This window comes from Luteibacter sp. 22Crub2.1, from assembly GCF_900167995.1.
Classification (GTDB): domain Bacteria; phylum Pseudomonadota; class Gammaproteobacteria; order Xanthomonadales; family Rhodanobacteraceae; genus Luteibacter; species Luteibacter mycovicinus.
Genome location: NZ_FUYT01000001.1, coordinates 242716 through 255886 on the forward strand (window position 1 = coordinate 242716; position 13171 = coordinate 255886).

Here is a 13171-nt window from a genome sequence, read left to right on the forward strand (position 1 = left end):
CCGCTCCCTGCCCGTCGGTCAAACGACGAGTTTACCGGCAGTAGCCGCTCAGATGGTGGGCTGCTTACGCAGTCTGTCGGGACCCTGTCCGCTGTCGAAGCGATGCCGCATCGTGATCAGTTGCATCAGCTGAAGCGCCCGCTCGAAACCGGGCTTTGCCGCGAGGGCGGCTTCCGCATCGGCTTCGGCGCCTTTCACATCGTTCATCGACAAGCGGGCGAGGCCGCGCTCGGTCCGGCTCGCTACTTCAGAGGTGGGTGACATGCGAAGCACTTCGGTGGCGTAGATCGCCGCGTCCGCCGGGCCGCCGGCACGTGCGCGCCGCTGTGCGATCTGTCGCATGACGGGCAGGCTCGGACCGATCTGGTTCATCGCCTCCAGGTCGGCCGTGCTCCATGCGCATTCGTCGCCGCACGAGCGTCGCGTCCACTCGATCTGGCTCACGATGAGGATCAGCAACGGGTTGCTCGCGCCGGCCGCCCGCGCACGTTCCTGCTCGGCGACGAGATCGGCGTCCGAGCCCACCCATTTACGCTGAAGAAGCCTGGCCGCTTCCTCATGAAGCATGAAATTGTCGGGATGTTCGTGCAGAGCCTTTTCGAGGCGGTCCCGCGCCTCCAGCCGCTCGCCCTCGCGCGCTTCGACCCAGAGCATGCCGTATGTGGCTGGCGTCAGTTGGGGGACGGCGATGAGGGCTCGCCGCAGGTCTTCAGCGCCTCTGGCGTCAAGCTGTGCCATCCGCGCAAACCGCTCGTCCGAGGTGTCCTGGCTGAAGGCGCCACCGCGCGCCTCGCCCGCTGCGGCCACGTGCTGCAGGCCGCTGGCGACGTGAGCCCAGACGTTATCGGGCGAACGCGCGAGCCAGGCGTCGGCAAGATCGCGCGCTTCCTTGCACGCGCACGAGAAGGTACGCAGGAAGGCCTCGTCCAGCTTCCACGAGGTCTCGATGCGAGCCTGATCTTTCAGCAAACCGTCGAAATATCGCTCCAGAGCCCTGGGGCCCTTCGCATCGAAGGTCTGCTGAAGTTGCCCGAGCGACATCAAGGGGTCGAACTGGAAGTGGCACAGCAAGTCGACTTCGCGGTGATCCCAGTGCACGTCCCGCGGATCCGGGTAATGCAGGCAGCGGGCAAGACGATCGGGATAGGCATCGAAGCGCGCCATGTCCCCGATGACCGCTTTCTCGGCGTCGGTCGTATGGTGCAGTAACCCGCCTGGACGGGTAGCGGCGGCGCCCGCCGAACTGCTTTGACGCGCAGGACCGTCCTGCGCAAGCGCAGATGCCGACAGCACGCAGACGAACGCGATAAACACACGCTTATGCCAGTACATCCCTGTTCCCTTCCCCTGGTGAACCCCTAGTCTATCCATAGGCGGCCGTCTTACAAGCCTGGGTGACGTGCGAAGGCTCATTTGTCTTCGCTATCGCCCCCATAGCAAGTAACGATTGGATTGCAACGCGCTTGCCGCGCACGCTCTACGCTCACAGAAGCAACCAGGGGCGAACGCCCCAAGTCGAAAACACCATGAACACTACCGCCCTCGCCCGCACGCCGTCGCGTGCGCTCCCCCTGGCCGCACTGGTTCTTGCCGCTGGCCTCCTTGTTGTCGCGCCGCAGGTCCGCAAGGCATCGCAGCAGGTGGCTCCCGCGAGTGCGGACACGGCGCCTGCCGTGTATGTGGCGAACGGGGCAAATGCCTTGCTGCCGTACGGAGCCGTCGGACACGACGTGCACTCAGCGCCGCAGACGGTGCTTCCCTACGGCGCGGTGAGCCACGAGGCGATGTCCTCCGCGGAGACCGTTCTGCCCTACGGCGCGATGACCTCGGCGTCCCTGCGCGATGCCATCACGCCTTACGGCCAGCTCAGCCGCCACGCGGCTCCGTGACCAGGCCGCAAGGCGCCTGAATCAGATCGCCGACGTCCCGCCGTCGACGAAGAGCTGAACCCCGTTGACGTAGGTCGAATCGTCCGATGCCAGGAAGAGAGCCGCTTTCGCGATCTCTTCCGACGTGCCCATCTGGCCCCGCGGGATCATCGACTCGAACTGACGGATCGTCGCTTCATCGAACAGCTTTTCCTGAATCGGCGTGCGCACCTGTCCGGGATGCAGCACGTTGACCCGGATCCGGCGGTCCTTGAGCTCATTCAGCCATGTGCGCGCGAACGCGTGCAACGCGGCCTTGCTCGCCGAATAGACGCCGAAGGACGGAAACCCTTTGACCACGACCATCGATCCGTTCAGCACGATCGATGCGCCCTCGGTCAGCAACGGCAGAGCCTTCTGCACCGTGAAAAGCGTGCCGCGCGTATTCAGACCGAAGACGTTGTCGAAGTGTTCTTCGGTGACGTCACCGAGCATGGCCGATTCGCCCGTGCCGGCGCTGGCGAAAATGATGTCGACCTTGCCCTTCTCGCGCTTCACCGTGTCGTAGAGGCGATCCAGATCGTCCAGATTGGCCGCATCGCCCTGCACGCCGGTCACATTGCGACCGATCAGCTTCACGGCCTCATCGAGCGTCGCTTTCGTGCGCCCGGTGATGAAGACATACGCCCCTTCTTCCACGAACCGTTGCGCGGTGGCCAGCGCCATACCGCTGCTGCCACCCGTGATGACCGCGACCTTACCGTCCAGCTTACCCATGGCTTTTCCTCTTGAGTTATATTTAATGGAGCAGTGCTCCGATTCAATATATGGAGCACTGCTCCACTTGTCAATGGAAGCCCATGCGAGCCGACGCGAAAAAAAATTACGATCAGGTACTGGCCGTCGCCGCCGAGGTCGTCGCCGAACAGGGCGCGGATGCGTCACTCCGCGATATCGCGCGGCGGGCGGAGGTCGGTCTCGGGACGCTGTACCGCCATTTCCCCACACGCGAGGCATTACTCGAAGTCTTGTTGCGCACCACCTTGGACGAGCTGACACGGAAGGCGACCGACATCGAAGCCACCTGCGCTCCCGACGAAGCGCTGTTGACGTGGTCACGGCTGGCGGTCGCGTTCACCCACACCTTCCGCGGCGTCGTCGACCTGATGGCTACCGCGATGGACGATGAAAACTCCGCGCTACATGCCTCGTGCACGAAGGTTCGCGCGGACGGTGCCCGACTGTTGCTGCGTGCCCAGGACGCAGGACTGGCCCGCAAGGACATCGACGGGGCGGATCTGCTGTCACTCATCGCGGCGCTGGGCTGGCTCAACGACCAGCCCTCGTTCGCCCCGCGGGCGGCGCATCTGTTCGACGTCATCGCCGATGCCCTGTTGATCGCGAAGCCTCACTTGCCATAAGGCCGCGACGACTGACGCAAACCTTCAGGCGCCGTGCGTGATAAGTTTTTGCATCACCTTGCAAGGACCGCCGAATGCCTCTGCCTGTCGTCTACGTCCAGGGTTTCATTGGCCACCTCCATTTTCCGGAATTGCGCGCGGGACTCGATCCATCGCGCGTCATCAGCCCTGACCTTCTTGGCTTCGGCGACTTCGCACATCGCTTTCCGCGATCCGTGGCCGACCAGGTCGAGCACCTGGAACGACAGATTTCCGCGCGATTCGGCAACGCGCCTGTGCTGCTGGTGGGACACTCGGGCGGGGCGGCCCTGTGCGTACGCTTTGCCCAGGCCTGGCCCGAGCGTGTCGCGGGTCTGGTCAGTGCCGAAGGAAACCTGGCGCCAAGCGACGCATTCCTCTCCTCGCGCCTGGCTCCCATGTCGGGCGACGCCATACGCGCGTGGCTGGAGAAAGCTCGCGCCAACCCGGCCGGTTTCGTCGCGCAGGAACGGATGGCCTTCGACACCGAACAGATGGCACGTCTCGAAGACTGGCTAGCGCACCAGTCCGCCGAAGCGATACATGCGATGGCGCGTGCTCTGCTCGTCGAGACCGTGCATCCCGGATACGGCATGGCCGTTGCGAGCGTCATGGCGTCGGTTCCCACCTATCTCATCCAGGGCGCAAAGTCGGCGGGTGCCCTTGGCGTGCCGCCGCGTCTCGTCGCTATGGCCGCAGGCACGATCACCATTCCAGGCGCTGGGCATCTTATGGTTCTCGAAGCACCCGAGGCCGTCGCGAAAGCCGTCGTCGCCATCATTAAAGAACTCAGCTGACCGCGCACCGGGATGAAATTGGTTACCGTTGAAAGCACCGCGCTGCCTTGACCGGGTTCTCATTTTTAACGGACCACCTCTGCGACACTTCGCCGACTCGCACGAGCCGACGCCTCTTCGAACCTGTCAAAACGGCGCCCTGCGTGCACGTTTCCCCACCGGATCACCGCCCACGGTCCGGTGACGGACAGATGGGTCGTGGGTATCCCTGAGGAGCGGTGAGTGAATCCGATGATCAAGTTCAAGCCGGTCGTGCATCGGCTGGTGTCGACGTGTGCCCGTTTCAGATCGCTGCTGGTTACCGCGAGCCTTGCCACCGTGGCAGCGGCGTTCCCTGCTGTCGCAGCGGTACAAGCGCCATTGACCGGGCCGCAGGTCGACGGCCCGACCGCCGTCGCGCGTGCGCGTGTGGCAGCCGACGTGCTGATGGCCACCTACGACCCCGTGAAGGCCTGGTTCCCCTCCAGCTGGTGGAACTCCGCCGTCGCCTTGCAGACCATCGGTGACTACATGCAGCGCACCGGCGACCGCCGCTACCTGGGTCAGCTGGACAACACGTTCGAGAAGGACAAGGGCGCCTTCCCCGCCGGCGTGTTATCGGGCGACCCGCTGCTGGGCAACTTCACCAGCCGCGCGATCGACGATTCGGAATGGTGGGCCCTGACCTGGCTGCAGACCTACGACCTGACGAAGGACCCCAAATACCTGGACATGGCGGTCACCATCGCCAACTACGTCAACGGCTACTGGGACACCGGCACCTGCGGTGGTGGCGTCTGGTGGGACGGCGAGCGCACGTACAAGAATGCCATCACCAACGGTTTGTGGATCCGTCTGACCGCCGAACTGCATAACCGCATTCCCGGCGACACCTTGTGGCTGGGCCGTTCGAAGACGGCATGGACCTGGTTCCAGGGCAGCGGCATGGTCAATGCCGACGGGCTGGTCAACGACGGACTGACCAACGCATGCACCAATAACGGCCAGACCGTATGGAGTTACAACCAGGGGCTCGCCATCGGCGGGGGCCTGGAACTGTATCGCGCGACCGGGGATGCACAGATCCTGGTGGCAGTGAAGCGCCTTGCCGACGCGGCGATCGGACCGGACGCGTTAGCGGCCGACGGCATCCTGACCGAGAGCTGCGACGCGACCGATCAGACCTGCGACGACAATGGGAAGCAGTTCAAAGGCATCTTTACGCGCTACTGGACCGATCTGGTCGACACCACGCATGACCCGCGTTATGCCACGTTCCTCGACCACCAGGCGCAAAGCATCTGGGCGAACGATCGCGACGCGGCGGGACGGCTCGGCACCCACTGGTCCGGGGCGACGGATGACGATCATCCCAACGTGTTCGACTGGCGCACGCAGGCAAGCGCGCTTAGCGCATTGATTGGCGACGTGCCCGCCGTGACACCGCTCGAATCGCTGGCGGCGACGTTGTCTCCCGCCCAACCGGTCATCATGCCGTCGGCATCCGGCGTGACGAAGATTCCCGTCGACCTCGGCGTTTCGGCCACCGGCTTCCTGCCCGTGCTCGCGCTCGCCTCGGTCGATGTACCTTCGGGATGGAACGCGACGCCACGTGCGAATCTGCTTGCCCTGCAGCCCCACGGCATCTCGGCGCCGGTCAGCGGCAAGCTACCGTTGACCGTCACCGTGCCTGGCAACGCGGCGGATGGACACCACATGGTGACGGTGTATCTGAAAGCGGCGGGCTTACGCTTCACGACGCAGGCCGACGTGCTCGTCGCCCATGCGATCGACTTCGATACCGGCACGGTCGACGAGAATCCCTGGTTGTTCGACGCCGGCGGCTCGCAGAGCAACGGCGTGCAGAACCGCTTCGCCGATGGCCATGCCCACTTCACGTATCGCTTCCCGTTCCCGGCGGACACGTCCGCCGCGCATGTCACGCTGACCATCGATGCCGAATTCCTCGTGCAGGTCAGCCAGGACAACGCGCACTGGACCACGGTGCTGCAGGAGTCGCAGCCGGTCACGGATGGATCGAACAAGGCGGACCGCACCATCGACCTCACCCCGTATCTCGGTGCGGCGGCAGACGGGGCGAAGCCGCTTTACCTGAAGGTGTCCGATGCCTTCCCCGACGACGGCTGGGGCGGTCGCGTGTACCACGTGACGGCGAACATACTCGAGTAGGTTGAAGTACCTCCGTCCTCGTCACGGGACGGGACGGAGGTTCCCGCCACCGTCGGGATCATGGACCGCCGTGCCGATGATCCAGCGGCGCGCCGGTTTCCCGGCTATGCTTGGCCGATGACCGAATCCCTGACACCCCTGAGCGTCGAGGCCTCCGTTGAGGCCATCCAGCGGCTGTCGATCGTGCCCAAGGTCCTGGAAGCGGTCTGCAAGGTTACGGGAATGCGCTTCGCCGCCATTGCCCGCGTCACCGACGATCGCTGGACCGCCTGCGCCGTACTCGACCACCTGAACTTCGGACTGCTTCCGGGCGGCGACCTCGTCCTCAACAGCACCATCTGCGACGAGATCCGCGAGCATCGCCAGTCGGTGATCTTCGGTCATGCCAGCCATCACCCTGTTTTTTCGGCGCACCACACGCCCCGCATCTACGGGCTGGAAAGCTACGTCTCGGTGCCCATCCTGACCGAGGGCGGCAAGTTCTTCGGCACCTTGTGCGCGATCGACAGCGCGCCGCGTGACTTCGACGAAGGAACGATCCTCGCGAGCCTCACGATGTTCGCCGAACTCGTCGCCTCCCATCTTGCCCTCCACGACCGCACGATCGCCGCCGAAACCGCTCTGAAAGTCGAAGCGGACAACGGCGCGCTCCGCGAACAGTTTCTTGCCGTCGTCGGCCACGACCTGCGCAGCCCCCTGCAGGCCGCCAAGCTGGCCGCTGAGCTCCTCGAACCGCTGCAGGAAGGCGAGCGCGCCAGGCGGCTGACCCGCAACCTGACGCAGAGCCTCAACCGCATGACAGGCCTCATCGCCGACGTGATGGACCTGGTCCGCGTCCGACTCGCCGGACGGCTGGAACTCGACCTCGAGGAAGGCCCCGACCTGCAGATGGTGCTCGATGGTGTCGCGGAGGAGGTTCGTCTGGGCAACCCCACGTGCCGGATCGTGACCGAAGGGGAGATCGACTGCGGCGTACGCTTCGATGACCGGCGCATCCGGCAGCTGATGGCCAACCTGCTGAACAACGCCGTGGCCCACGGCGATCCCACCCAGCCGATCGTCGTCAGTTATGCACAGTCCGGAGACGGCATCGAGGTCAGTGTCGCCAACGCCGGGGAGCCGATTCCCGCGCACTTCCTGCCACGCCTGTTCGAGCCGTTCTTCCGGCCGGAATCGCCCCGCTCCCAGCCCGGACTCGGCCTTGGCCTCTACATCGCTTCCGAGATCGCACGAGGCCACGGCGGGACCCTTCGAGTGGACTCGAACGCCAGCGAAGGTACGCGTTTCACCCTCAGCGTGCCGCGTGTGCGCGTCGCTGCTTGAGGGCGAAGCGCCTTCGGCGTATGCCTCGCCTGCGGGAGCGAGCGTGGATATAGAGGCGACGATCATCCAGCTTCTGAGTCGACGAGCTCCCGAGGCGTCGATTTGTCCGTCGGATGTCGCGCGGGCGCTCGCCGAGGACGAAGCCGCCTGGCGGGCGCTCATGCCACAGGTACGCGAAGTCGCCGCCACGCTAGCGCGTCGCGGGCGCGTCGTCATCACTCAGGGAGCGGAGCGACTTTCGCCGGATGATATCGATCGGGGACCGGTCCGGCTTCGCCGCGGCCCGGGCTGGGCTAAGGCAGCGAAATGAAATGGATGTCCGGCAGCGGGGCCAGCGCCGGACGCGCGAAGAAAAAGCCTTGCTGCAACGAGATACCCAGATCGAACAGCGCCTTAGCCTCCTCCGCGAGTTCGACGCCCTCGGCGATGACGCGGACGCCGATCTCCTCACATAACCGGACCATGTGTCGCACGATGCGCTGGCGTACCACGTCTTCGTGGACGTTTCTGATCAGGCCGATGTCCAGCTTGAGCAGATCCGGCTGAAAGTCGGCCAGCAGGTTCAGCCCTGCGTATCCCGCGCCGAAGTCGTCGATCGCGGTCCTGAATCCGCGGGCGCGGTAAGCCGCGAGGATGGAGAGCAGGTGCGCGTGGTCCGTGATCTCTTCGTGCTCGGTCACCTCGAAGATGATGTCGGACAGCGGCCAGTTCACCCGTTCCGCGGCCGCCAGCGTCGCCCTGAGGCAATGCTCCGGATTGTAGACGGCGTTCGGCAGGAAATTGATCGAGACGAGCGCGGGAAGCGCGGCTTCTTTCGCACATTCCAGCGCGCGCACCCGGCACGCCTGATCGAAACCGTAACGATTCGATGCGTCGATACCGCTGAGCACTTCAGCGGCTCCCTCGCCATGGATGCCCCGCACCAGCGCTTCGTGCGCGAAGACGGTACGTGCGGCGACGTCCACGATGGGCTGGAACGCCATCGTAATCCCGGCGGCAAGTGAATCGCTGTCGCGGCAGGCCCCGCAGGTCAATTGGCTGTCCATCGTTTCGGTGTTCCTCAAGTCTCCGTGTATCGGCCGGCATCCGCGAATCTGAAGGTACCACCGTTCCGACTGACCGGCCGGGCAGGGATGGACTTCACCTGCCCTGTCGCGGCTTAAGCACGTTACTTTTTCTTGTCCGCCGCCCGCACAGCGTTCGAGCTCACGTTCGTACCCTGGCCCTTCAGCGGCTCGGGCACCGGGGTTCCGAAAGCATCCCGGCGACGCGGATCGCCTGAGCCTTTTTTAGTATTCACCGGATCGGTCAGCTCCTGATTCGCCTCGGCCCGCTTTGTCTTCGGTGTTTCGACGACCTTCTGCGGATGCCCTGCCACCGTCTGCGTCTTGACCTGGGCGCCTTCGTCGGCCCTTGTCTGGGCAATCGCCCCTAGCGGCAGCAAGAGCAAGCCGGCCACAAAAAAATTCAGCGTTTTCTTATTCCGATAAGCCATCGTTACACCCTCTCAAGCCATGGGATTCGTCGTCATGACCGTGCATTGCGGGGTGTAACAGCGACCGTAACGCGGCGTGAAGGAATGCTTCGCGCGCGCTTGCCGATCGCCGGCGACAGGCATTTGTCGATTTGGCGGCTGCGAAACCGCCTGCGGCCAACACCTCCCCTTCAACACGGCAGGATGAGGATCGGGCTTTGACTGGAGAAACAGGATGAAGGCTCTGACCTACCACGGCTCCAAGGACGTGCGTGTCGAAACGATGCCCGACCCGACGATCCTGGCCGCCGACGATGTCGTTCTCCGAGTCACGGCAACCGCCATCTGCGGCTCGGACCTGCATCTCTACCACGGCAAGATCCCTGAAACGAAGCACGGCGATATCTTCGGGCACGAGTTCATGGGAGTCGTCGAAGAGGCTGGCACCGAGGTGACCAACGTCGCTGTCGGCGATCGCGTGGTCGTCCCCTTCGTCATCGCCTGCGGCAAGTGTTTCTTCTGCGAGAACGACCTGTTCGCCGCCTGCGAGACGACGAACCCCGATCAGGGTGCGTCACTCAGAAAAAGAGCGAAGATGACGCCGCCCGCTGCCCTATTCGGCTATTCGCACCTCTACGGCGGCGTGCCCGGCGGTCAGGCGGAATTCGTCCGCGTCCCAAAAGCCAACGTCGGGCCTTTCAAGGTTCCCGGCAGTCTGTCGGATGAGCGCGTGCTCTTTCTCTCCGACATCCTCCCCACCGGCTATCAGGCCGTACTCAACGCAAAGATCGAGCGCGGTTCGACGGTAGCCATCTTTGGCGCGGGGCCGGTCGGCCTGATGGCTGCCGCCTGCGCGCGTATGCTGGGAGCCGAGCGCATCTTTATGGTGGACTCCGAAAAATACCGGCTGGATTTCGCCGTCTCGGCGTTTGACGTCATCCCCGTCGATTTCGGTTCACTCGATCCGTCCGAGTTCATTCTCGAGCAGACGGCGGGCCATGGTGTCGACGCGTCCATCGATGCCGTCGGCTTCGAAGCAAAAGGCAGCACGACGGAGACGGTGCTGAGCACACTGAAGATCGAAACGAGCTCGGGTGAGGTGCTACGCCAGTGCATCACCGCCACACGGCGCGGCGGCGTGGTAAGCATTCCGGGTGTCTATGCCGGCTTCATCCATGCCTTCCTGATCGGTGACGCCTTCGACAAGGGGCTCACGCTGGCGATGGGTCAGACGCACGTCCAGAAGTACCTGCCGGAGCTGCTCGAATTCATCGAAGACGGCAAGCTTCAGCCCGACATCATTATTTCGCACCGCATGAAGCTGGCCGACGCGGCCCGCGGCTACGAAATCTTCGACAAGAAGGAGGAAGATTGTCGGAAGGTAGTGCTTACCCCATGATGCCTTGCCTCACGACGACTTGCTGAAATAACGGAACGAACACGATGGAAGCTCGCGACCTCGGTGACACGATCACCTTTTACCTGCCCCAGGGAAGCGCTGGCGCCGAAGCGTACGCAGTGTTCCAGGACCGCCAGCATCTCGGCGGGTTTCCCACTCGCGAGGAATCGCTTCAGTTCGCGCTTGCGAGGGCACGTGCGATCCGCGAAACCCGCACCGTCCCGATCCGGCTACGGATCGAGGACGATGCGGGTGTCTGGCTCACCAGGGATGCGCTGGCCGAAGCGGTCGCGGCGGACAGCGAGTAACCCGGTCATCACGGAGCACGTGGCGTCTCATACGCGCGCGGTATAGCCGCGCTCAGCCATGACCCGCGCCACGGCTGCTTTCGCATCGTCGAGGACCCGTTCGAGCGGCTGGTTGGCGTCGATATCGATCACCGTCGCACCACTGAACGCGAGCTGCGGTGTCACGGCGATTTTGCGCGCCAGCGCTTCGCGCCGGTGGTCCGGCTTGCGTGCGCAGGCGATGTCGAGGTCGACATTCAGACGGAGAACGATGTCGGGTCGGTGGCTGGCCATCCATTCGAACATGGCGTACTCGCGCCGAGCCAGACCGAGCACGAAACGCGAGCCCCCTTCGACGGCGGGAAATCCCGGGCCGTCGTACGCGCCGGGAATTTCCAGCTGCGGGAAGCGATCGGTGACCACGATCAGCCCGCGGCGCCTGAGGGCAAGCATGCGCCGGAAGCGGCGCCGGCGGCGCAGCGTGAAGGCGCTGATGACCAGAGCGGGCAGCAGGCTGGGCTGCTTCGCCTCTTTCATCCGGTTGTTCACGTCATCGGACTTGCGCCGGATCAACCGCCCCAGCGCGCTTCCCACCAGCGGCCACTGCGCGACCGCACGGCCCACGTTCCCGGCCTGCTTGCCTAGGTGGACGCTGGCCGCGGGACCGTAACGTCCTATCCAGGCGAGGATATGTTCGCTGACTGTCGACTTACCGGAACCGTCGCAGCCGATGACCGCGATCAGTGGCGCCATGGCGCCGTCCTTTGCCCCGGATACCGCTACCGGACTGAAAAAATGGTTCATTAAATCTCGCTGATGCGCGCGGTCTTACGACCGTAGACGCAAGAATATGCCATGTAATAAAATTGTATTCATCCTGCGCTACCGGCTATCTGGTGTGCCTCTCCTTTCTGATTCCGATGACTTCCACCCGAAGGTGGGGGTGATCGCGCTTACCGGTTGCGATGGCTCCGGCAAGTCCACACTGGCGGCGAAGCTCGTCGCCCACCTGCGCGAACAACGCCCCACGGAGGCCCTGTACCTCGGCCAGTCGTCGGGCCGGATCGCCGAGTGGATCCGCACGCTGCCCCTGATCGGGCCACGCTTCAACGCGTACCTGCTGCGCAAATCCGACCAGGTTCACGATAAGCCGTCGATGCCGCCGGGCAACGTTGCGGCATTCGTGATCTACATGCTGTCGCGTTGGCGCGCTCACAAGTTCCGACGCATGCTCGCCCTGTGCCGGCGCGGCGTCTTGGTGGTCACGGACCGTTACCCACAGGCGGAAATTCCCGGGTTCTACTGCGACGGCCCGCAACTGGCGAAGACCGAAGGGGGCAACTGGTGGATCCGACGCCTCCGCGCGAGCGAGCAACGCCTTTACCAATGGATGGCGTCCAGCGTGCCAGCGCTCGTCATCCGTCTGAACGTCGATGCCGAGACGGCGCATGCGCGCAAACCCGACCACAAGATGGCATCGCTTCGCCAGAAGGTCGCTACCTTGCCGACGCTTCGGTTCAACGGGGCGCGGATCCTCGACCTCGATGGCCGTGACGATCAGGGTGCCATTCTCGATCGTTCGTTGCGCGCGGTGAGCACGGCTGTGCCGTTGCTGTCCTCATGACGGCGGCCGAGACCCTGCGGCCGCCGATCGCGCGGCTCATCGCCGTCGTGGGATGCGACGGGACCGGCAAATCGACGCTGACCCACGACATCGTCAGAACGCTGAAGCAGACGCGCAGCGTCCAGCGCCGTTACCTCGGGCTGATATCCGGCGAAACCGGCGACAAGATCAAGCGCCTGCCGCTCATCGGTCCCCGCCTGGAAAGGCGCCTGGCGGCCAAAGCCGCCAGCGCTCAGGACATGCGCAACAAGGTGCCCGGCGTGCTCGGCTCGCTCGTCATGTACGGGTTATCCGTCTGGCGGGCCGCTCACCTGCGCCGGGTGTGCCGGCTCGCGGAGCGCGGCACGCTGATCATCACGGACCGCTATCCCCAGGCTGAGATTGCAGGCTTTCGTTACGACGGTCCCGGCCTGGGCCTCGCGCGCAGCGAACACTGGCTCGTGCGCAAGCTTGCCGTGCGCGAGCAGCGCTTGTACGAACGCATGGCGACCTATCGCCCTTCGCTCGTCATCAAGCTCGATATCGACTTCGCCACGGCGCATGCGCGCAAGCCGGACCACGGCCCGGAAGAGCTCAATGACAAGATCGCGGTGATGTCACGGCTGCGCTTCAACGGCGCCCGTCTCTTCGATCTCGACACCCGTGCCCCGTACGCCGAGGTCTTCGCCGCGGCCATGGCCGCCATCCACGATCTTCCGGCCCAGGGGGCCTGAGCGCGTCCCGCTGCGCGCCCTAGCGCAATCTTACGTCGGCCTGAGGTTTTTCTTAACAAATCCTCGGATTATGGTACC

15 protein-coding genes are annotated in these 13171 nt (G+C 64.4%); 10 read left to right on the plus strand and 5 right to left on the minus strand.

The window, feature by feature from the left end; genetic code table 11:
• Nucleotides 1-48 precede the first annotated feature (48 nt).
• Nucleotides 49-1332, minus strand: a complete 1284-nt coding sequence (locus B5X73_RS01045) for a hypothetical protein (protein WP_079520124.1) — start codon at nucleotides 1330-1332, stop codon at nucleotides 49-51.
• Between the two features lie 194 nt (nucleotides 1333-1526).
• Between B5X73_RS01045 and B5X73_RS01050 the strand changes: the two genes are divergently transcribed.
• On the plus strand, nucleotides 1527-1889 hold the full coding sequence (locus B5X73_RS01050; protein ID WP_079520126.1) for a hypothetical protein: 363 nt from the start codon (nucleotides 1527-1529) through the stop codon (nucleotides 1887-1889).
• A 21-nt stretch (nucleotides 1890-1910) separates the two neighbouring features.
• Here the strand turns inward: B5X73_RS01050 and B5X73_RS01055 are convergent, their stop codons facing one another.
• Nucleotides 1911-2645: an SDR family NAD(P)-dependent oxidoreductase gene (locus B5X73_RS01055; protein ID WP_079520128.1), complete on the minus strand. Its 735-nt coding sequence runs from the start codon at nucleotides 2643-2645 to the stop codon at nucleotides 1911-1913.
• A gap of 83 nt (nucleotides 2646-2728) precedes the next feature.
• Between B5X73_RS01055 and B5X73_RS01060 the strand changes: the two genes are divergently transcribed.
• The 5 genes from B5X73_RS01060 (at nucleotide 2729) to B5X73_RS01080 (ending at nucleotide 7906) form a co-directional block, all read left to right on the plus strand.
• Nucleotides 2729-3289, plus strand: coding sequence for a TetR/AcrR family transcriptional regulator (locus tag B5X73_RS01060; protein WP_079520130.1), 561 nt, complete (start codon nucleotides 2729-2731; stop codon nucleotides 3287-3289).
• A 74-nt stretch (nucleotides 3290-3363) separates the two neighbouring features.
• Nucleotides 3364-4104 (plus strand): alpha/beta fold hydrolase, encoded by a 741-nt coding sequence (locus B5X73_RS01065; protein ID WP_079520132.1) that lies wholly within the window; start codon nucleotides 3364-3366, stop codon nucleotides 4102-4104.
• Between the two features lie 231 nt (nucleotides 4105-4335).
• The gene (locus B5X73_RS01070) at nucleotides 4336-6273 is read left to right on the plus strand and encodes a glycoside hydrolase family 76 protein (protein WP_079520342.1); all 1938 of its coding nucleotides are present in this window, start codon (nucleotides 4336-4338) and stop codon (nucleotides 6271-6273) included.
• A gap of 117 nt (nucleotides 6274-6390) precedes the next feature.
• Complete coding sequence (locus tag B5X73_RS01075) at nucleotides 6391-7596, plus strand: GAF domain-containing sensor histidine kinase (protein ID WP_176167676.1); 1206 nt, start codon at nucleotides 6391-6393, stop codon at nucleotides 7594-7596.
• Between the two features lie 43 nt (nucleotides 7597-7639).
• On the plus strand, nucleotides 7640-7906 hold the full coding sequence (locus B5X73_RS01080) for a DUF3253 domain-containing protein (RefSeq protein WP_079520343.1): 267 nt from the start codon (nucleotides 7640-7642) through the stop codon (nucleotides 7904-7906).
• On the opposite strand, the gene B5X73_RS01085 is transcribed toward B5X73_RS01080, so the two are convergent.
• The gene (locus B5X73_RS01085; protein ID WP_079520136.1) at nucleotides 7890-8642 is read right to left on the minus strand and encodes an EAL domain-containing protein; all 753 of its coding nucleotides are present in this window, start codon (nucleotides 8640-8642) and stop codon (nucleotides 7890-7892) included. The genes B5X73_RS01080 and B5X73_RS01085 overlap by 17 nt on opposite strands.
• A gap of 122 nt (nucleotides 8643-8764) precedes the next feature.
• Entirely contained in the window at nucleotides 8765-9091 is a 327-nt protein-coding gene (locus tag B5X73_RS01090) for a hypothetical protein (protein ID WP_079520138.1), read from the minus strand.
• A 214-nt stretch (nucleotides 9092-9305) separates the two neighbouring features.
• Between B5X73_RS01090 and B5X73_RS01095 the strand changes: the two genes are divergently transcribed.
• Together B5X73_RS01095 and B5X73_RS01100 are read left to right on the plus strand one after the other, a co-directional pair.
• Nucleotides 9306-10469, plus strand: coding sequence for a zinc-dependent alcohol dehydrogenase (locus tag B5X73_RS01095; protein ID WP_079520140.1), 1164 nt, complete (start codon nucleotides 9306-9308; stop codon nucleotides 10467-10469).
• 44 nt (nucleotides 10470-10513) lie between these two features.
• Nucleotides 10514-10777, plus strand: coding sequence for a hypothetical protein (locus B5X73_RS01100; protein ID WP_079520142.1), 264 nt, complete (start codon nucleotides 10514-10516; stop codon nucleotides 10775-10777).
• Between the two features lie 27 nt (nucleotides 10778-10804).
• Here the strand turns inward: B5X73_RS01100 and B5X73_RS01105 are convergent, their stop codons facing one another.
• Nucleotides 10805-11509 carry a nucleoside/nucleotide kinase family protein gene (locus B5X73_RS01105; protein WP_079520144.1) on the minus strand — a complete coding sequence of 235 codons (705 nt, stop codon included), beginning with the start codon at nucleotides 11507-11509 and terminating at the stop codon, nucleotides 10805-10807.
• A gap of 145 nt (nucleotides 11510-11654) precedes the next feature.
• On the opposite strand from B5X73_RS01105, the gene B5X73_RS01110 reads away from it, so the two are divergent.
• The gene (locus B5X73_RS01110) at nucleotides 11655-12380 is read left to right on the plus strand and encodes a nucleoside/nucleotide kinase family protein (protein ID WP_079520146.1); all 726 of its coding nucleotides are present in this window, start codon (nucleotides 11655-11657) and stop codon (nucleotides 12378-12380) included.
• The gene (locus tag B5X73_RS01115; RefSeq protein WP_079520148.1) at nucleotides 12377-13093 is read left to right on the plus strand and encodes a nucleoside/nucleotide kinase family protein; all 717 of its coding nucleotides are present in this window, start codon (nucleotides 12377-12379) and stop codon (nucleotides 13091-13093) included. Before B5X73_RS01110 ends, B5X73_RS01115 begins: the two co-directional genes overlap by 4 nt.
• Nucleotides 13094-13171 lie beyond the last annotated feature (78 nt).